Origin of the sequence: Anoxybacillus mongoliensis, assembly GCF_014201515.1 — a bacterium.
Lineage (GTDB): Bacteria > Bacillota > Bacilli > Bacillales > Anoxybacillaceae > Anoxybacillus > Anoxybacillus mongoliensis.
The window spans coordinates 94,254-113,758 of record NZ_JACHEQ010000008.1; the positions used below are offsets into that span (position 1 = coordinate 94,254).

General features: G+C 42.1%; 24 protein-coding genes. 13 read left to right on the forward strand and 11 right to left on the reverse strand.

All coding sequences use genetic code 11. From position 1 onward, the window contains the following. The first annotated feature begins 56 nt into the window (after positions 1 to 56). The 8 genes from HNR43_RS08915 (at position 57) to HNR43_RS08950 (ending at position 6,123) form a co-directional block, all read left to right on the forward strand. The gene (locus HNR43_RS08915) at positions 57 to 788 is read left to right on the forward strand and encodes a ComEC/Rec2 family competence protein (RefSeq protein ID WP_246346288.1); all 732 of its coding nucleotides are present in this window, start codon (positions 57 to 59) and stop codon (positions 786 to 788) included. Positions 789 to 971: 183 nt separating this feature from the next. Next, the gene (locus HNR43_RS08920) at positions 972 to 1,142 is read left to right on the forward strand and encodes a YpmA family protein (RefSeq protein WP_006319505.1); all 171 of its coding nucleotides are present in this window, start codon (positions 972 to 974) and stop codon (positions 1,140 to 1,142) included. A 6-nt stretch (positions 1,143 to 1,148) separates the two neighbouring features. Next, on the forward strand, positions 1,149 to 1,637 hold the full coding sequence (locus tag HNR43_RS08925) for a cell wall elongation regulator TseB-like domain-containing protein (protein WP_183243140.1): 489 nt from the start codon (positions 1,149 to 1,151) through the stop codon (positions 1,635 to 1,637). Further along, positions 1,634 to 2,821 carry a pyridoxal phosphate-dependent aminotransferase gene (locus tag HNR43_RS08930; RefSeq protein WP_183243142.1) on the forward strand — a complete coding sequence of 396 codons (1,188 nt, stop codon included), beginning with the start codon at positions 1,634 to 1,636 and terminating at the stop codon, positions 2,819 to 2,821. The genes HNR43_RS08925 and HNR43_RS08930 overlap by 4 nt, the downstream gene beginning before the upstream one ends. A gap of 114 nt (positions 2,822 to 2,935) precedes the next feature. Beyond that, the gene (asnS, locus tag HNR43_RS08935; protein ID WP_183243144.1) at positions 2,936 to 4,228 is read left to right on the forward strand and encodes an asparagine--tRNA ligase; all 1,293 of its coding nucleotides are present in this window, start codon (positions 2,936 to 2,938) and stop codon (positions 4,226 to 4,228) included. A 67-nt stretch (positions 4,229 to 4,295) separates the two neighbouring features. Beyond that, complete coding sequence (locus HNR43_RS08940; protein ID WP_183243146.1) at positions 4,296 to 4,967, forward strand: DnaD domain-containing protein; 672 nt, start codon at positions 4,296 to 4,298, stop codon at positions 4,965 to 4,967. Positions 4,968 to 4,980: 13 nt separating this feature from the next. Next, the gene (gene nth / locus HNR43_RS08945) at positions 4,981 to 5,631 is read left to right on the forward strand and encodes an endonuclease III (RefSeq protein ID WP_183243148.1); all 651 of its coding nucleotides are present in this window, start codon (positions 4,981 to 4,983) and stop codon (positions 5,629 to 5,631) included. Further along, on the forward strand, positions 5,632 to 6,123 hold the full coding sequence (locus tag HNR43_RS08950) for a YpoC family protein (RefSeq protein WP_183243150.1): 492 nt from the start codon (positions 5,632 to 5,634) through the stop codon (positions 6,121 to 6,123). Positions 6,124 to 6,151: 28 nt separating this feature from the next. On the opposite strand, the gene HNR43_RS08955 is transcribed toward HNR43_RS08950, so the two are convergent. Both HNR43_RS08955 and recU read right to left on the reverse strand, forming a co-directional pair. Then, positions 6,152 to 8,770 (reverse strand): transglycosylase domain-containing protein, encoded by a 2,619-nt coding sequence (locus tag HNR43_RS08955; RefSeq protein WP_183243152.1) that lies wholly within the window; start codon positions 8,768 to 8,770, stop codon positions 6,152 to 6,154. Between the two features lie 15 nt (positions 8,771 to 8,785). Continuing rightward, a complete protein-coding gene (recU, locus tag HNR43_RS08960; protein WP_183243154.1) occupies positions 8,786 to 9,385 on the reverse strand; it encodes a Holliday junction resolvase RecU in 600 nt (199 codons plus the stop codon). 380 nt (positions 9,386 to 9,765) lie between these two features. Between recU and HNR43_RS08965 the strand changes: the two genes are divergently transcribed. Next, the gene (locus HNR43_RS08965) at positions 9,766 to 9,969 is read left to right on the forward strand and encodes a hypothetical protein (protein WP_183243156.1); all 204 of its coding nucleotides are present in this window, start codon (positions 9,766 to 9,768) and stop codon (positions 9,967 to 9,969) included. A 25-nt stretch (positions 9,970 to 9,994) separates the two neighbouring features. On the opposite strand, the gene HNR43_RS08970 is transcribed toward HNR43_RS08965, so the two are convergent. After that, positions 9,995 to 10,162 (reverse strand): hypothetical protein, encoded by a 168-nt coding sequence (locus HNR43_RS08970; protein ID WP_183243158.1) that lies wholly within the window; start codon positions 10,160 to 10,162, stop codon positions 9,995 to 9,997. 61 nt (positions 10,163 to 10,223) lie between these two features. Further along, a complete protein-coding gene (locus HNR43_RS08975; RefSeq protein ID WP_183243160.1) occupies positions 10,224 to 10,436 on the reverse strand; it encodes a YppF family protein in 213 nt (70 codons plus the stop codon). Positions 10,437 to 10,589: 153 nt separating this feature from the next. Between HNR43_RS08975 and HNR43_RS08980 the strand changes: the two genes are divergently transcribed. Then, on the forward strand, positions 10,590 to 10,928 hold the full coding sequence (locus HNR43_RS08980) for a YppG family protein (RefSeq protein ID WP_183243162.1): 339 nt from the start codon (positions 10,590 to 10,592) through the stop codon (positions 10,926 to 10,928). A gap of 22 nt (positions 10,929 to 10,950) precedes the next feature. Here HNR43_RS08980 and HNR43_RS08985 read toward each other — a convergent pair whose 3' ends face one another. Then, complete coding sequence (locus HNR43_RS08985) at positions 10,951 to 11,373, reverse strand: Hsp20 family protein (RefSeq protein ID WP_183243164.1); 423 nt, start codon at positions 11,371 to 11,373, stop codon at positions 10,951 to 10,953. 395 nt (positions 11,374 to 11,768) lie between these two features. Between HNR43_RS08985 and HNR43_RS08990 the strand changes: the two genes are divergently transcribed. Continuing rightward, the gene (locus tag HNR43_RS08990; RefSeq protein WP_183243166.1) at positions 11,769 to 13,412 is read left to right on the forward strand and encodes a glycerol-3-phosphate dehydrogenase/oxidase; all 1,644 of its coding nucleotides are present in this window, start codon (positions 11,769 to 11,771) and stop codon (positions 13,410 to 13,412) included. Between the two features lie 3 nt (positions 13,413 to 13,415). Here the strand turns inward: HNR43_RS08990 and HNR43_RS08995 are convergent, their stop codons facing one another. From HNR43_RS08995 to HNR43_RS09020, 6 genes are all read right to left on the reverse strand, one after another. After that, a complete protein-coding gene (locus HNR43_RS08995) occupies positions 13,416 to 13,565 on the reverse strand; it encodes an EcsC family protein (RefSeq protein ID WP_246346287.1) in 150 nt (49 codons plus the stop codon). Between the two features lie 73 nt (positions 13,566 to 13,638). Continuing rightward, positions 13,639 to 14,064 carry an Hsp20/alpha crystallin family protein gene (locus tag HNR43_RS09000; protein WP_183243168.1) on the reverse strand — a complete coding sequence of 142 codons (426 nt, stop codon included), beginning with the start codon at positions 14,062 to 14,064 and terminating at the stop codon, positions 13,639 to 13,641. Between the two features lie 72 nt (positions 14,065 to 14,136). Continuing rightward, a complete protein-coding gene (locus HNR43_RS09005) occupies positions 14,137 to 14,397 on the reverse strand; it encodes a hypothetical protein (RefSeq protein ID WP_183243170.1) in 261 nt (86 codons plus the stop codon). Between the two features lie 12 nt (positions 14,398 to 14,409). Next, a complete protein-coding gene (locus HNR43_RS09010; RefSeq protein ID WP_183243172.1) occupies positions 14,410 to 15,384 on the reverse strand; it encodes a hypothetical protein in 975 nt (324 codons plus the stop codon). A gap of 52 nt (positions 15,385 to 15,436) precedes the next feature. Continuing rightward, the gene (locus HNR43_RS09015) at positions 15,437 to 16,522 is read right to left on the reverse strand and encodes a GGDEF domain-containing protein (RefSeq protein WP_183243174.1); all 1,086 of its coding nucleotides are present in this window, start codon (positions 16,520 to 16,522) and stop codon (positions 15,437 to 15,439) included. A gap of 71 nt (positions 16,523 to 16,593) precedes the next feature. Continuing rightward, entirely contained in the window at positions 16,594 to 17,826 is a 1,233-nt protein-coding gene (locus HNR43_RS09020; protein ID WP_183243176.1) for an aminopeptidase, read from the reverse strand. Between the two features lie 117 nt (positions 17,827 to 17,943). On the opposite strand from HNR43_RS09020, the gene HNR43_RS09025 reads away from it, so the two are divergent. Both HNR43_RS09025 and HNR43_RS09030 read left to right on the forward strand, forming a co-directional pair. Then, entirely contained in the window at positions 17,944 to 18,375 is a 432-nt protein-coding gene (locus HNR43_RS09025) for a hypothetical protein (protein WP_183243178.1), read from the forward strand. Next, on the forward strand, positions 18,372 to 19,493 hold the full coding sequence (locus HNR43_RS09030) for a glycerate kinase (protein ID WP_183243180.1): 1,122 nt from the start codon (positions 18,372 to 18,374) through the stop codon (positions 19,491 to 19,493). Before HNR43_RS09025 ends, HNR43_RS09030 begins: the two co-directional genes overlap by 4 nt. The last annotated feature ends 12 nt before the right edge of the window (positions 19,494 to 19,505 follow it).

Here is a 19,505-nt window from a genome sequence, read left to right on the forward strand (position 1 = left end):
CCTTTATCAGTGAAAGATAAAAGATGTAGATGAAGGGAGTGAACATTTTGCAATGGATGCTATTCTTTTTTGTATTAAGTAGTTTCATGCATCCTTCAACGGCAGGAGAGCACATTCAAAAAATTGATATGATGCTTGAAGAAGAGGAAATGGCCATTATGTTTTTGCCACTTAGCAACGGAGAAGCGACGTTATTTAAACATGCAAGCGGAAAAACGGTATTGTTAAATACAGGGGCACCGCATACGGAGCGAGAACTAAAAAGATGGTTTGAGCATTTCCATATTGCCGAAATCGATGAACTTTTGCTAACGAGTGATGATCAAGAATATGTCGGCAATGTCAAATGGATTGAACAAACGTATGGTCCGAAAATAGTGAATGAATGGAAAGAACAAAAAGTATATGAACCTTTTCCGCATTTTCGCATACAGCCACTCTATATAGCCGATGGAGATGTAACGATGTCCCTTCAATACGGTCAGCTCCGCCTTTTATATATGGCGCATGCTGACAATGATGTCGAGCGAACATTGATGACCATGCCGCTTCATGATGTAAACATATTAAAAATTGCCCATTTCGGTATAAATGACTATCCGCGGACGTCTTTTTTAAAACATGTCGACCCACAAGTAGCAATCATTTTCAAAAAGCACGGCAGCTGGCCGAGTGAACGGTTGCTTGAGCGGTTGTACGCGGCGTGGATCGATTGTTATGAGACAAATCGTTTTGGTGTGATTGTAGTGAAATGCAACTTAGAGGAATACGATGTCATGACATTTTAAAAAAGGGCCAACATTCGGCCCGCGGTGTGTACGATAGGAAATTTTTTAATTCAAATTGACCAATGTAGGAAATCGTTGCTACAATGAAGATGTTTATACACCGAAATCGGTGTGTAATTGTATTGTTTCCGTTCATGACAAACGATATAAGTAACAAAATTTGTGCACATGGAGGATCGGATCGTGGAGAGTAAAATCGAAGTATTAGCAACTGTAAAGGTTGAATACTCATCGGACTTATACAAAATTGTTGATTGTTTGAACCGAACATTAAAAGAAAAAGATTTAATGTTCGGACTAGCGCTTGATGAAGAAAATAAGGAAAAGGCTGTGTTTACGATTTATCGAACGTAAGAAGGGATGAATGTGAAAAAAATAGTCATTGCCTTCGTATGTGTGTTGTTCGCTGCTTTATTCCTATATATCGACGCATATAGCGATGCGATATCGTCTAAAAACGAAAGCGAACAACGTGCGATGAAACAGGCGGAGAAAAAAGGGATTATCCATATAACTGATGTATATACGTATCGAGGTAGTGACGTATACATCATCGTCATAGGCAAAAATGATAAAGATGAACAAATGATTGCGTGGGTGACGGAAAAAGGAAGAGTGGTTGATGTTCGAAAAGCTTCAGAAGGCATTACGAAACAACAAGCGCAATCGTCTATTAAACCTTATCATCCGAAAGAAGTTGTTTCAGTGAAATTAGGAATGGAAAAAGGGGTCCCGCTATGGGAAATTACATATATTGACGAACGAGACCGTTATTCGTTTTATTACGTTCGTTTTGAAGACGGGACCTTTTTGAAAAGATATCATTTTGCGAGGGGGAAGGATTCATGAAGTTAGCGAAACGCGTTGCATCATTAACGCCGTCATCAACGCTTGCCATTACAGCGAAAGCAAAAGAATTAAAAGCAGCAGGGCACGATGTCATTGGACTTGGCGCTGGCGAACCAGATTTTAATACGCCCCAACATATTATGGAAGCCGCTGTAAAAGCGATGTATGACGGCCATACAAAATATACGCCATCTGGTGGGTTAGCAACACTCAAGCAAGAGATTATTAAAAAATTTCAGCAAGACCAACAACTTGACTATAAACCGTCAGAAATTATCGTATGTGTCGGGGCGAAGCATGCGCTTTACACGCTATTTCAAGTCATTTTAGATGAAGGCGACGAAGTCATTATTCCAACGCCGTATTGGGTGAGCTATCCGGAACAAGTGAAACTAGCAGGAGGCGTACCGGTATATGTTGAAGGACTTGAAGAAAATGAGTTCAAAATAACACCGGAGCAACTCAAACAGGCGATTACAAATCGCACGAAAGCGGTCATTATTAACTCTCCAAGTAATCCAACGGGCGTCATTTACACGAAAGAAGAGTTACGGGCGCTCGGTGAAGTATGTTTAGCCCACGATGTGTTGATTGTTTCTGATGAAATTTATGAAAAACTCGTTTACGGTGGACATGAACATGTTTCGATTGCTCAGCTCTCACCGGAATTGAAAAAACAAACGATCATCATTAACGGGGTGTCCAAATCACATTCCATGACAGGATGGCGCATCGGTTATGCAGCAGGGGATGCCGATATCATTCGCGCCATGACAGATTTAGCGAGCCATAGTACGTCAAACCCAACATCGATTGCTCAATACGCTGCCATTGCGGCATATAGCGGATCCCAAGAGCCAGTTGAACAAATGCGTCAAGCGTTTGAAGAACGATTAAATATTATTTACGATCGCCTTATTCAAATCCCAGGGTTTTCATGCGTGAAGCCACAAGGTGCGTTTTATTTGTTCCCAAATGCAAAACAAGCGGCAACGATGACTGGATACGAAAATGTCGATGCGTTTGTCGAAGCGTTGCTTGAAGAGGCGAAAGTCGCACTTGTGCCTGGTTCAGGATTTGGTGCACCAAACAACGTGCGCTTATCATATGCGACATCGCTTGAGTTACTTCATCAGGCGCTCGATCGTATCGAAACGTTTATTAGTGAAAAAACGCGCGGCTAGTCGATATGACTAGCCTTTTCTTTGAGTGTAAGAACGATCATCTTGCGTTTTTTTGTCGAAATGTATAATATTGATGATGTACATAACAGTTGAACGTCTTTGGAGGGAATTTTTGTGAAAACGACGATTGCAGAAGTACATAAATATGTAGGACAAGAAGTAACGATTGGCGCTTGGCTTGCGAATAAACGATCAAGTGGAAAAATCGCTTTTTTACAACTGCGCGATGGCACAGGCTTTATTCAAGGAGTTGTAGAAAAAGCGCAAGTAAGTGAAGACGTATTTCAATCAGCAAAAAGCATAACACAAGAAAGTTCACTATATGTCACAGGTGTTGTGCGCGAAGATAATCGTTCACCGTTTGGATATGAGCTATCTGTCACAAACATTGAACTTATTCATATGGCTGTTGATTATCCAATTACACCAAAAGAACACGGTATTGAATTTTTAATGGATCATCGCCATTTATGGCTTCGCTCGAAGCGCCAACATGCGATTATGAAAATTCGTAACGAAGTCATTCGGGCCACATATGAATTTTTCAATGAAAACGGCTTTGTGAAAGTGGATCCGCCAATTTTAACAGGAAGCGCGCCAGAAGGAACGACAGAATTGTTCCATACGAAATATTTTGATGAAGATGCGTATCTTTCACAAAGTGGTCAGCTATATATGGAAGCAGCAGCGATGGCACTTGGCAAAGTATTTTCGTTCGGTCCAACGTTCCGTGCGGAAAAATCAAAAACGCGCCGTCATTTAATTGAGTTTTGGATGATTGAGCCGGAGATGGCTTTTTATCAATTTGAAGATAACTTACAAGTACAAGAACAATACGTTTCTCATATTGTGCAGTCAGTATTGAAAAATTGCCAACTAGAGCTCAAAACGCTCGGTCGTGATACGTCTAAGCTCGAAAATGTCAAGCCGCCATTTGCGCGCATTACGTATGATGAAGCGATTCAGCTTCTTCATGAGAAAGGATTTAACGACATTCAATGGGGCGATGACTTCGGTGCGCCACATGAAACAGCCATTGCGGAAAGTTTTGATAAACCGGTATTTATTACACATTATCCAACGACATTAAAGCCGTTTTATATGCAGCCAGATCCAAACCGTCCAGAAGTCGTTCTTTGCGCTGACTTAATCGCTCCAGAAGGATACGGCGAAATTATTGGCGGTTCAGAGCGCATTCATGACTACGATTTATTAAAACAACGGTTAGAAGAACATCAATTGTCGCTTGATGCATATAAATGGTATTTAGAGCTTCGTCAATACGGTTCTGTGCCACATTCAGGTTTCGGACTAGGGCTTGAGCGGACCATCGCCTGGATTTGTGGTGTTGAACACGTTCGTGAAACGATTCCGTTTCCACGTTTACTCAATCGTTTATATCCATAATGACGAAATCCCCCGTGTTCACATGGGGGATTTGTTTTATGATATAATAGGGCGTGAGGTGTTTGACATGGATAATGAAATGATTCGCTTTTTTCGTGAAGGAAGCGTGGCCATTCCACGGTTATTATTAACGAACTATAAAACGCTTGGATTAAATGAAACAGAGTTTATGTTATTGTTGCACATTCATTCTTTTCTTGAACAAGGAACTTCATTTCCAACTCCAGATGAAATTGCTGCACGCATGACCATTTCTTCTGAAATGTGCATGCAACAACTGCGAAAGCTTGTACAAAAGGGATTTTTGGCTATTGAAGAGCGAATGGATAACAACATTCATAGCGAATGTTATTCGCTTGATCCGCTTTGGGAAAAGCTTATTCGCACCGTCTTTCAGGATCGAAAACAAGAGGAACAGCAAGAGGAACAATTGTACACCGTTTTTGAACATGAATTCGGTCGCCCGCTTTCCCCAATGGAATGTGAGACGCTAGCGATGTGGATGGATCAAGACGAACACGACCCTGTAATCATTAAAGCGGCGCTACGCGAGGCGGTATTATCAGGAAAATTAAATTTCCGCTACATCGATCGCATTTTGTTTGAATGGAAAAAGAATGGAATTAAAACAATTGAACAAGCGCAACAACATGCCAAAAAGTTTCGTAAAAACCAAGTGAAGCAAGAGCAGCCATATAAACCAACCGTTCCGATTTATAATTGGCTTGAACAGTCGTAGAAAGGATGGTTACATGTTCACGAAGCAACAAATTCGCTACTGTTTAGATGAGATCGCAAACATGTTTCCAAACGCTCATTGTGAGCTCGTTCATCGCAATCCGTTTGAACTATTAATCGCTGTTGTTTTATCGGCACAATGTACCGATGCGCTCGTCAATAAAGTGACGAAGCAACTATTTGAGAAATATAAAACACCAGAAGATTACGTGTCTGTTCCACTAGAAGAGCTCCAACAAGACATACGTTCGATCGGACTATATCGCAATAAAGCAAAAAACATTCAGCAACTATGTCGTATATTAATCGAGCAATATAACGGGGAAGTGCCAAAAAGTCGCGATGAACTAATGAAGCTTCCAGGTGTAGGACGGAAAACAGCGAACGTTGTCATATCTGTTGCATTCGGCGTTCCTGCGATTGCTGTCGATACGCATGTCGAACGAGTGAGTAAACGGCTTGGCATTTGTCGTTGGAAAGATTCTGTGTTAGAAGTAGAAGAAACGCTAATGAAAAAAATTCCGAAAGAAGAATGGTCGGTGACCCATCATCGCCTTATTTTTTTTGGACGCTATCATTGTAAAGCACAATCACCGAAATGTGACGTTTGTCCACTGCTTCATCTCTGTCGAGAAGGAAAAAAACGGATGAAGGGGAAGATGTAAATGATCATTCCAAAAACGTTTCAACATCCGCTTTTTTTTACGACCGATACAATGGACGTTTCTACGTTCCAGCCGTTTCCGATGATGATGAAGCATGTGCCATTTTACTACGATATGACACAACAGGAGAAAGCGTGGCAACGAAAAGAGCAGTCTCTTCCTGCTATATTTAAACTTTGGGAGGAAGAAAAACATGAACTAGCTCCGTTGTTTGCAACTCGTCAAGGGAACAAAGCAAAAGACGGAATGGTTCGAGGGATTAGCTACTTTTTATGTGCGCTACATTGGCTCAATGAACGAGCAGTAAGCAACGTATACGAATGGGAAAAGGAAGTTCAGTCGCTTCCGCTTCGTCCGTTAAATGTTGTGGATCGGCTTTCGTTTATTTTCGTCCGCCCTACTCTTCACCATTCTTTCGTCCAATTAGATGAACTATTTACCGAACTCATGAAGCTATTTTATAAACAAATGGCTCAACAAAAAAGAGACTGAGGATTGCACTCAGTCTCTTTTGTCATTATTATTGCCGATTTGTTGCCCCGTCATTGTTTCCATTTCGTTGTTGATTGTTCGTTCCCGACGAATTTGTTGATGAATTGTTATTTGGGTTTGTTGGATTTGTCGGGTTTGTTGGTGTCCCCGGATTGTTTGGGTTTGGCTCGGTCGGGTTTGTCGGTGTCCCCGGATTGTTTGGATTTGGCTCGGTCGGATTTGTTGGCGTCTCCGGGGATTCTCCGTTTCCCGGTTGTCCCGGTGTCTCATTTTCTGTTGGTTGCTCCGGTTCTTTTTTCGGAATTTGCACAAGCGCTGTAGTTGGTGCGCTTGTTGTGCCATCTGCTGCGACGGCATATACTTCAAACAAGTACACCGAGCCTTCTTTCGCATCAACGGTCAGCTGCGAATCTTTCGTTTTAGCAATGACGGTTGGCTTACGACCATCTACCGTTTGCCGCACTTCAAACGACACATCTTTTTCAGGATCGATCGTGTACGACCACGACAACGAAATCGTTTGTGTCGCTGGATCGTATTGTGCCCGTAAGTCTTTTACTGGTTCAACCACTTCCGGTTTATCTTCAGCCACTTCCGTTGGCTCTTCATAACCGCGCACGAAATATTCGTACGTAATTTCACTTTTTGGTGTATGTTCATTCGCTAGTTTTGGCGGATTCGTTCCTTTTTTTACTGCGAGTTGAACAACGCTTTTCGGCTGTTTAAAATCGCCCCCGCTACCATCGTCTACGTGGGAAATGACACGTTTAAACAATTGCTTCGCATATTGTTGTTCATATTTTGATAAATACGCTTCGCTACTTTTTTTGCTAAATCCGGTCCAAATCGCCGCTGTATAATTTGGCGTATAGCCGACGAACCAGCTGTCAGGCACGGCTCCTTTTGAGAGGCCGTACTTACGACGATCTTTTTCATCATAGTTTGTCGTTCCAGTTTTTCCAGCAATATGAAGTCCTGGTACGTTCGCAGCTGTTCCTGTCCCTGACTGGACGACCGTTTTTAACATATCGGTAATCATAAACGCGGTATAATCTTTCATTGCTACTTTTGGCTCTGGACGAAGATCCATTTCTGTCCCATCTGGGAATACGACTTTTTTTACAGCATGCGGTTCAATATAAATGCCACCGTTTCCGAATGCGCTATATGCACCGGCCATTTGAAGTGGAGATACGCCTTTATCGACCCCACCGACCGCATATGCTTCGTGCATTTCTTCAAAGCCCATGCCAAGTTTATTAGCAAATTGCTTTGCGCGTTCTAAGCCGACTTCTTGGAGCGCTTTTAGCGCTGGAATGTTTCGAGAACGAGCAAGCGCTGTGCGCATCGACATTTGTCCTTCGTATTTGCCGTCCCAGTTTTTAATTGGTGTTCCGTCCGAGTATTGATACGGTTCATCTTTTAATTGATGGTATGTCGACCATTTTAAATATTCGATCGCAGGACCGTAATCGACAATCGGCTTAATCGTTGAGCCGGGCTGTTTCCGTGTATCTGTAGCATAGTTAAATCCAAACGTGACTCCTTCTTCTTTTTTACGTCCGCCACCAAGTGCCCGAATTTCGCCAGTTTTTGTATCGACTAGAGCAATACCAGCTTGGAAATCAGCCTTGTTTGTGCGAATGACCTCGTCGGAATTGAGTAATTCCTCAACGTATGACTGGGCGTTCGGATCTAACGTTGTATAAATTTGCAGTCCGGCAGTAAACACATCAAGTCCTGTTTTTTCTGTCACTTCATCGATCACTTGATCAATAAATGAATCGTATGGAATATCGCTTTGTTGTTTATTTTCCGTTAATAGCGATTGTACAGGTACTTTTTTTGCTTCTTCTGCTTCTTCTTTCGAAATAAACCCATGTTTAGCCATCAGCGACAATACTGTGTTGCGACGCTTTTCTGCTGCTTCAGGATGCGTAAACGGGTTATAATTGTTTGGACTTTGCGGAATGCCGGCAAGCAATGCTGCTTCTGGTAGCGTCAATTGCGATAAATCGCTTTTGCCGAAGTATGTTTCCGCCGCTTTCGCAACACCGTACGCTCGGTTTGAGTAATAAATTTTGTTTAAATACATTTCTAAAATTTCATGTTTTGAGTATTTTTGCTCTAACCGAATGGCAAGCCATAACTCTTGCACTTTTCGTTTTAACGTTTTTTCAGGTGTTAAAAAGGAAAGTTTGACCACTTGTTGCGTAATTGTACTTCCACCTTCAGCACCAAATCCTTCCCGAATGTTTGCTAAAACAGCACCAAAAAAGCGCACAATATCAAACCCATGATGTTTGTAAAAACGAGCATCTTCCGTAGCCAGCACCGCTTCTTCAAGCACTTTTGGAATATCGTTATACGATACGTAAATACGTTTTTGTTGACCGAGTTCTACTACTTTTTGCCCGTTGACGTCGTAAACGATTGAAGCTAAAGGATCTCGCAACAACGTTTCATCAAGTGGCGGTGCATCCTTAATCATCCATGCAAACGCTGCTACACCAGAAAACATACCAATAGTCATGATAAGCAACATAATAAGCACAATTTTTTTCATCATTGAACGCCCTCGCTTACGTGGACGTTGTTTTTTTTGTTCCGCTTGTTTTCGTTCAGTTCGTGAACGATAGTTCTCCATATCGTTCCTCCTATTCTAAAAATATAGTTTGTCCACAATTTGAATATAATCGATTCGTGGGTGATAGCCAAGCGGAATGAGATAACCATGTCGTTCAATTTCCGCTTTTGTTATCGATTTGCGACCACCTTGTCGTTTTCGCTCCCAATATTCAAGGAGGTGATGTGCGTCCAATAAATACGTTTCATCAAATGTCGTAAAACGCAAAATCACGAAGCAAATCGCTCCGTGGGCTAACACTTGTTTCATATGTTCAATTTGATGTTCGTGAAAATTTTGAAGCGGAAACGATGTGCGATTTCGTGTTTCCTTCGCTTCAAAATCAATATATTTCCCACGGTATACGCCGTTATAGTCTGTTGTGGACGGTTGTTTAAAATACGCTTCTTTAATGACTGCGGCACTTCGTTTCGGATAATCGACGCGCACAATTTGTACTGGTGTCGGCTTTTTATGAATAACGGCAATACTTTGAGCCAAGTAATAGGCGTTTGTTTCGTTTAAATCTGCCTCTAGCGTCATTCCTCGATTTCCATACGTATCGGCAGCGGAAGTGCGCAACGTCTGTTCATTTTCTTTTTTTTTATACGGTCGCCCATTCGGATATTTCAACATATCATCCCCCCTTGAATGTTCATCATTATACCATATGTTTCAGCAGTTCGTCATTTTCATGAAAATTAGAAAAAGCGAGCATATTCGCCCGCTTTTCTTATGTAGAAGGACGGTCTGGACCTTCTAGTTTTTTGTCGCCAAAACCTGTCGTTTCTTCTTGCTTCGGCTTTTGTTTTTTCTTTTGTTCTTTTTTGGCCATCAGAATGCCCCCTTTCATCTTTTTATTTTGACCGATCATGTCAAAAACATACGCATCGATTTGTCGAATTTTGTACGCACAACACTTTGTTTGCCGAATTTCTTCTAGTTTTGTCAAGTGAGAAGGGAGGAGAAGATGGATGGCGAATGTGTATGGCAAAGGTCGAAAGGGGAGTTGGAGGATGGAACATATTCAAATGCAGTTACAACAGTTATTAGACGACATTGAACAGTTGGAAAATAAATTAAAAGAGCGTACGGCAGAACAAATGGCTACACATTACGATATGCAACAAGACAGTTTACAAGACATCGAACGCCAACTCGACAACATGGAACGACAAATCGAAAAAAAAGAAACATATACGTTTGCTCCAGCGATATAAAAAAGGTGGCGTGATTCGCCACCTTTTATTCTTTTACCCGTTCAATCGTCACCGGGCGATGTTCTTCATTTCCTACTGTATCGATGGCGTAGTCCACGACTTCACGTTGTTTCGACGACGCCAATTCGCCATGTTTTGGCTTTTTGCTTTCATGACCTTTTTTCTTATGGTGAAAATGAACACCACGACCCATTTTCCGATGCCTCCTTTTGTCATGCTAACGTCCCACTTAGCATGGCACAAGAGGGGACAAATCATTCAGCACTTCCCGAATATTGCTCGATACGCTCATCATCAGGTTTGTAAGCACCGAGCGCTTCTAAATCGCGCACGAGATGGCGATACACGCCAAGTGGCAACTCATTGCGCAAATACAATTGACGCGCAAAATCAAGCAATTCGTTTGCATCAATTGGCTCATATTGTTTTGTTGCAATAAACTTGTTTTTTAATTCAATAATTGTCATAATTATTCCCTCCCCCTTTTGCACTTATCATAACATAAAAAAAGACAACATGTTAAATTCAAAAAATTGAGAATTCCGACATCGATTGACATGATTAGTCACGAACCATTCCGCTCAAAGCGAATACGATGTAATGAAAGGAGATGAGAAGCTATGTATCAACCATGGTCTACCATGCAAATGCCACATATTCCACCTGTTCATTATTATCCATACTATTCTCAACACTATTCTCAGCCGACTTCGTTTCCAACCCAGCCAGTCGTTCCGCCAGTTGCACCATCGATGTCCCCATTCGCTCCGCCAGCGGCTTCTCCTTTTGTACCGCCGATGTCTCCGTTCCCAAAACCGCCAAGCTTGCTTGAGCAGTTTAAAACAAAAGAAGGAACGTATGATATAACAAAAATGATGAATACGATGGGGCAGGCGGTGCAAGTCATGAACCAAATGAGCGGGCTTGTAAAAGGATTAACGCAAACGTTTAAATTGTAACGTTTGCGTTTTTTTCGTATCGTTATTCAATTGGGATAAATGTTTTTTTCTGTGGGAGACGAATGATTAGCTTGCCGTCTTGAAATGATGCGTGAATGTCTGATTCACTCACAGGATAAGGGAGAAAAATAGATTTCGTCGCTCGTTCATATGTCCGTTGGCGATGAACAATTTTGTTTTCATCATCAATTGTTTCTGTCTGTTCATCGTAAACGACCGACAATAACAGGCGTGTATCATCTATGAACTGTAAATGAATACTGTCACGTTTTGCGTTTGGAATACGGGCAATGATGATGTATTCTTCATTTGTTTCACGCACATCAATCGGAATATAAACAGGTGAAAATGTACGATGAACATACTCATCAAGCGCATGCAACATTTTTTTTAACGACCGATCATCAAAAAACGAATCGAGCATATGAGACAAATCTTTTTTCATCAGCATTCACTCCTTATGACATACGTTTGTTCGTAATATATGCAGGAAAAAAGTAAATCGTGCGCGAAACTTTTTATGTTGTCATTCGTAAATATGTAAAAGAGATGAGAAAGGAAGAGATCGCGTGCAAAGAAAAAGAAAGGAAAACAAGCGGCCAAACGCGAGACAGATTGTAAACAAATATAAAGAAAAAGGAATGAATATTAGCTTATGCAAGCCACGTTCAGCCATCAAATGGCTTTTTGTGCAAAACAGTTGCCTTTTTCCACGCATATGATACAATGAAACTAAAGTTCATACATGTCAAGAGACGAAGAGAGACCATACATGCATAATAAGCAAAAACTTATTGTGCCTGTTTTGGTCTCTTTTTGTTTTTGCAAGGGGGAATAGTTATGTTTTCAGCAAAACAACGGTTGCAAATGATTGAGAAAATGGGCAAAACGACGTATGATGTGCTCGTCATTGGTGGGGGAATTACCGGTTGTGGCATTGCGCTCGACGCGACGACGCGCGGAATGAAAACAGCGCTTGTTGAGATGCAAGATTTCGCGGCAGGTACGTCAAGCCGTTCAACGAAGCTCGTTCATGGCGGATTACGTTATTTAAAACATTTCGAAGTAAAAATGGTCGCAGAAGTAGGAAAAGAGCGAGCAATCGTATATGAAAATGGTCCGCACGTGACAACTCCGGAATGGATGTTATTGCCGATTCATCGCGGTGGCACGTTCGGCAGATGGAGCACATCGATCGGGCTATGGGTGTACGATCATTTAGCTCGCGTCAAAAAAGAAGAACGACGAACGATGTTATCAGCAGATGAAACGCTACAAAAAGAACCGTTAATTAAACGAGATGGATTGCTCGGTGGTGGCTATTATGTTGAATATCGAACAGATGATGCGAGACTGACGATTGAAGTGGTGAAAAAAGCGGTAGAATGTGGAGCACACGCGGTGAACTATGTGCAGGCGGAATCGTTTTTGTACGACGAAAACGGTTTTGTCAAAGGTGTGACATGTCGTGAGCAAATCACAGGGCGAACGTTTACAATATATGCAAAAAAAATAGTGAATGCGGCAGGTCCATGGGTCGATATCCTTCGTGAAAAAGACGGCTCAAATGTCGGAAAAAAATTACGTTTAACAAAAGGTGTGCACATTGTCATTGACCAAGCACATTTTCCGCTTAAACAAGCGGTATATTTTGATACGCCTGACGGTCGCATGGTGTTTGCGATTCCACGCGAAGGAAAGACGTACGTTGGCACGACAGATACGTTTTATGACAGCGATCGTGCTCATCCGAAAATGACAAGTGATGATCGCGACTATTTATTGCGCGCCATTCATTACATGTTTCCTTCCGTTCATGTTACGGAACAGCACATTGAATCGAGTTGGGCTGGTTTACGCCCTTTAATTTACGAAGAAGGAAAAGATCCGTCAGAGATTTCTCGAAAAGATGAAATTTGGCAATCTCCTTCCGGCCTTATTACAATTGCAGGTGGAAAGTTAACTGGGTATCGAAAAATGGCGGAAACGGTCGTTGATTTGATTGCTAAACAGCTGGGTGGAGCGTATCCACCTTGCCAAACGAAACATTTGCCTATTTCTGGGGGTGACGTTGGAGGAGCGAGCCAATGGTATACATTTATGTCTGAAAAAATAGCCGAAGGAACGGCTTACGGCTTAACTGAACAACAAGCGAAACGGCTTGTGCAACGATATGGTACGAATGTTGATCATTTATTTGCTTTAGCTCGTACGTACGACCGCAATCAAACATCGCTTCCGATCGATTGGTATGTGATGTGTTTATATGCGCTTGAATATGAAATGACGTTAACACCGCTTGACTTTTTCATTCGACGTACCGGTGCTCTCTTTTTCGACATTCATTCCGTCCAACAGCTAAAAGAAGATGTCGTTACATTCATGCAATCGTATTTTCATTGGACAGAAGAAGAGCGAAATAAATACGAACAACAAGTAAACGTTGCGCTTCATGATGCGGTCATTCCGTGTGACGAAGCATAGTTATTAGGCGGGATTCTCCGCCTTTTCTATTTCTTTTACTTTTTCCATAATGCGTCGTTTTCGGTAAAACATCGCCCCTGTTTCAGCAATATCAGCGATCATTGTTTGATTCGTCCATGCGCCAAATACCATTAAAAACGATTTGTCATCCATACCGCTCACCTCGTGTATATATACGTGTAACAAAAAAGAAAGTTTCAAAAAAACACCGGCGATATGGCCGGTGTCAATGGAATTGTATGTCAATTCGTTTTTTGTCGTCCGCTTGTGCTTTCGGAATGCGAATTTCAAGTACACCATTTTTATAGGATGCTTGTACATGTTCATGCGTAGCAGGGGAAGGAAGCGGAATTGTACGATGAAATCGCCCATAAAACCGCTCTTGTCGATGCATATGTTCATCGTGCACGTCATGTTGTCGGCGCACGTGCCCACTAATGGATAACGTTTGATGATCAATATGAATATCGACGTCTTCTTTTCGTTCTAGCCCTGGAATATCACATGTTACGATCATTTCTTTTTCATTTTCATGCACATCGACGCGAGGCATACGAAACACATCATCTACGTGCGAGAAAAGCGAAGGGAAGTTAGAAAACATACGTTCTATATCCCGTCGCATAACATCTAATGAACGAAACGGATCCATCGTAAAACCTCCTCGTGTAGTATTCGCTACGTATTTTGTGCAAATGACGGGATGTTATACAAAAAACTTGCCTTAGCGAGAAGGCAAGTTTTCGAGCTGTTGTACGTATAAACGAACGAGTTCGTATTGTTGTTTGGCATCAAGCGATGATGACGCAATGCGCTTGATCGCCCATGAAAATTTTTCGTAAGGTGATTTTCTCAAACGCGGATGTGTCATTTCATCTAATAAATCGCGCCGAATCGCATCGATTAACACTTTTTCAGCTTCATTTTCCGTTGCGGGTAGCGAACGGTTTGACCATAATGATCGATACGCTTCTAACAGTTCCAAAAAAATCCCTCCTTAGTCAATACGTTCAATCGTTTCTGCCATTTGTAAAAACGGGTCTAGCTCATCTGTTTGTTGGACAAAAATAGTCAATCGCATCGGTGTTCCGTTTTTTACAACGAATACATATACTTCGCCATCTGCAATGGTGCTTTTATATACATCCGCACCGTTCAAACGCGTTCCTTTTGTCCACGTTATTTTTTCGACCGTCCCGTCTTTACTGCTCGCTTTTACATATTGTTCGGCTTGTTCCGCGATAAGTGACCAATCTGCACCTTCATCAATGAGTTCGACCGTCATCGATGACTTTTCTTCATCAAGAAAAATCATATCTTTGCCTGGTTCAACCGCTTCTGCCTGATAACCGTCTAAAATATTTGCTTGAAACGGTTGGTTGCCACTTTTATATGTGTAAAATGATTCGTTCGGTTGTTCGCTCGTTTCATTTTCGATCGTTGCCGTACGTTTAATTGTTTTTGCCATCGTCATAAACTGGTCAAGCCAGTTATCTTCTTTTTTCGTAAACACGGTTAAAAACATCGGAGCGTCTCCGGTTATGCCAATAATATAAACGACACTGTCATCGACCGGGGCTTCATATACGATGGCGTCTTCAAACGGCAACGTTCCTTCAAACGGTGTAGCTTGCTCGGAGACGGCCGTGGCCCGTTCTTTGGCGTACGTTTCCATTTGATCTTTCGCATCTTTCGGCAAAAGTTCAATGCGCATCCATTGTTCTTGCTCGCTTTCATGCATGACGACATCTTTTCCTGGTTCTTCTGCTTCTAAACTAAACTTTGGTAATAATGAAATGGTAAACGGTTGATTCGTACTTTCAACAGGTGTCAATTCAAGCGGGGCTTGTTTTTTTTGTTGCTCTTTATTTGCAACAGGCTGCTTTGCTGGGGCAGTTGTTTGTTCGTTGCAAGCAGAGAGCAATGTGAAAGTTGCAACGATGCTAATGAATAACTTCGATCGTTGTTTCATATTTTTCGCTCCTTTAATTGTTTTTACTTTTATTGTCGTATAGTTTGGCATTTCATGCAAGTGTTCCTTTTTTATATACAACCGTGCGATTTCTCCCTTGTTGTTTTGCTTCATATAAAGCAATATCTGCTTGTTTAAATAGCTCCGTTTCATTTGTTGCAAGCGTCGGGAAAAGTGAAATGCCGATAGAAACTGTAATATGCACCGTTTGTTTTTGCACGACAAATGGATGACGCTCAATCGTTGTTCGAACATGCTCGGCAAATGTTACTGCTTCATGTTCGCAACTTGTAAATAGGATGGAAAATTCCTCACCACCATTGCGAAAGGCTAGGGCGTTTTTCGGAACGAGCGAGCGAATGAGTTCACCAAGATGACGTAAAATGACATCTCCACCATCATGTCCGTACACGTCATTTACTGATTTAAAGCGATCAATATCAAATAAAATAAGCGCTAAACAGCTGTTTTGCTGCTTGACTTGTGCCATTTTTTCATTTAATACGGTATGAAACTGACGCACATTATAAAGCCCCGTTAAAAAATCGGTCGTTGCCCATGCTTTATAATGTTGCAATAAGTCTTTTGATTGACGAATATCTTTACAAATGTTCGCGGCTATATACGTAGCGAAGAAGGAGACAGGCCAAAAAACAAATAGTGTTTCGGTGTACATGTGGCGATCTGGAATATTAATGAATAAGGCAAACGAAATGAAACACATGCTGTAAACGTTCATCCAAAACGTTGTTACTGCGATGTTTCGTTTCATCCAACGACTTATTAGTCCACAGCCGATTGCAATCGCAAGAGAAATAAAAAAAGAAACGATTGACGCAAACGTATTGCCGAATAAAAATCGTCCTGCTCCCATAATGATCCCTGCCGTCAGTGCGCTTGGCATGCCGCCGTAGTAGCTGACGACAATGAGTGGAACGTGGCGCAAATCAGCAATGACTCCATGTCCGAGTGGAATCGAAAAAAACATAAGTACAATGCTTAGCAAACCGCAAAAGGCCCCTGCAAATAGGCGCATATGGAAAGGGGATTGTTTATGAATATTTGATGGGAAAAATTTGCTAATTAAATAAAAACCAGCAATAAGTATCCCGCTGTTGGCAATAAATTGTTTGATCATCCCTCGCTCCTCCTCTCTTTGCCAATATATGCGAATGAAAAAAAATGTTGCGGACAAACGCCGCAACATCTTTAAATAGAAATCACCCATTCACCATTTCGCATAATCGGTTCGCGCACACCATCTTTTGTGACCCCATCGACGTTTAATTCATGAGAACCGATCATAAAATCTTCATGCACTAAGCTATCGTTTGCTCCACGCGCAAGCAATTCTTCAGTGCGCATATTTGTCCCGCCTTCGATATTTGTTGGATACGCTTTGCCAAGCGCCAAATGCGAGGCAGCATTTTCATCAAATAACGTATTATAAAACACAAGATTTGATTGTGAAATTGGCGAGCGATGCGGAACGAGCGCAATTTCCCCTAATCGACGTGCACCTTCATCTGTATCAAGCAAATGTTTCAACGTATCGTAACCAACTTCTGCTGTAAAATCGACAACTTTACCATCTTTAAATGTAAGCGTAAAGCCGTCAATAATATTTCCGCCGTAGTTCAGCGGTTTTGTATTGCGCACAACGCCGTTCGTTCCATCTTTATGCGGCATTGTAAACACTTCTTCTGTCGGCATATTTGGATTAAATACAATGCCGTCTGTACTTTTTGCTGCCCCACCAGCCCAAATATGTCCATCTGGAAGTTCTACAGTTAAATTTGTGCCTGGTCCGTCATAAATGAGTTGTTTATATTGTTTGTTGTTTAAATAATCGACAATGCGCGCTAATTTTTCATTGTGCACTTTCCATGCAGCAATCGGATCGTCTTGGTCGACGCGAGTCACTTGGAAAATAACGTCCCATAACTTTGCAATAGCTTCGTTCTCAGCCATATTCGGAAATACTTTTTTCGCCCATGCTGGTGTCGGCACAGCAATTAAAGACCAGCAGTTATGATCGGCCATTAAGCGGCTACGGTAATGTTGCAACGCCATGCTTGCCGCTTTTGTTGCTGCAGCTACTCGTGCAGGATCAATATCTTTTAATAAGTCTGGATTCGGTGCATAAATACTTAAAAACGCCCCACCTTTTTCGGCGACTTCCTCGCGTCCTTTCGCAAGCCATGTCGGGTATTCATGAAGCGCTTCTTCTGGTGCGTGTTTAAATTTTATGTACGTAATTTCTTCATCGCTCCACTCGACATGCACATGTTTTGCCCCAGCTTCGTACGCTTTTTTAGCAATTTCGCGTACAAGTGGAGCAGACGGTAGCGGCGCGCTAATAAACAACGTTTGCCCAGGTTGAATGTTGACCCCAACACGTACAGCGAGTTCAGCATATTTTTGCAACTGTTTTTCTAACATAATAACTCCTCCTTGTTGTAAAGCATACTCTCATTTTAACAAAAGGGACGATGTTGTGAAAACATTTTCACTTGTATTATGATTGAGAAAGAAACATAGCGAGAAAGGAAATGACTTATGGAATGCGGTGACCAACAGTTATTTTATGTGGAAGGTATGTTTATTTGTGCCGATGAACGAGCGATTGATGTACAAGTGAAGGGAGAGACGTTGACGTTTACAACGCCAGAGCGGATGATTGGTTTTTGTGCAGGAGATGATGTTGGTGTCGCTTTTTGTGAAATGGGTGAAGAAAAAAAGCTCATTTCGATTGAACGACAAGACGGGCCTTCGCTTTCGTACGTGAACGGGGAATGGTTTGCGAAAATTACATTTATCGATTCGGTGGATGAAACAACATTTTTATTTGATTTATATCGTTCTCCTTATCGCGATTATGAACGAATGGTAACAAGCGAGCCGTTTTCGCGCGAACGTGGAACGATTATGACCGTTGTGTTTGTTCGACAAGACGGAAAAAATGTATTAAAGAAGGTGGTGAGCGGATGAATGTAGTCATTGCACCCGATTCATTTAAAGGAAGTTTATTAGCGAGTGAAGTGTGCACCATCATTAAAGAAGCGTTTCGCTGTGAATATCCAGAAGCGACAGTCATCGCTGTTCCGATGGCAGACGGGGGAGAAGGAACGATGGAAGCGATCGTTTCTGCGATGAACGGTTCCGTTCAATACGTAACGGTTCGCGGCCCGCTGTTTGAAACGAGGCAGGCGGCATATGGTGTTGTTCAAGATACAGCGGTCATTGAAGTCGCTCAAGTCATCGGTTTGCCGCTCGTTCCAATGAAAAAGCGCAATCCGCTTCACACGACTACGTATGGTGTTGGGGAAATGATTATGGCAGCGCTTCATGCGGGGTACCGCCGTTTCGTCATCGGACTTGGCGGAAGTAGTACAAACGACGGTGGTTTTGGGATGTTATGTGCGCTCGGTGCGACGTTTACGAATGCCAAAGGAGAACCGTTGCCTCCGATCCCGTCTTCTTTACCGCATATTGCCCATGTTGATATGACATCAGTTGATCGGCGTGTATACGAAAGCGAGTTTCTCATTGCATGTGATGTCGATAATCCGCTTTATGGGGAACGAGGGGCATCGTACGTATTTGGACGGCAAAAGGGGGCAGATCGTGAAACGGTTCGCACATTAGATAAATGGCTACATACGTATGCAAAAACAATCGAACAGCGAATCGGTCGTTCATATGCACATGAGCAGGGAGCTGGAGCGGCAGGCGGTTTAGGTTTTGCCTTTTTATTGCTTGGAGGAAAACTCATTTCTGGAGCAAAACTTGTCGGGGAAACGGTGCAACTGCAAGAAAAAATAAAACGCGCGCGCATCGTTATTACGGGCGAAGGACAAAGTGACGCACAAACGTTGTACGGGAAAGTTCCGTTTTACGTAGGACAGCTAGCGAAACAACATCACGTGCCTGCGTTTTTATTGTCCGGCAGTCTCGGTGATGGGTTTGAACAGTTATATGATTATTTTGTTAGCTGTGATGCGATTGCAACAAAACCGATGACCGTAGAACAATGTATGCAATCCGCACATTCTCTTTTATATACGAAAGCCCGCAATCTTGCGCGCATATTGAAGCGGTTTTCCTAGTTGAGAACCGTT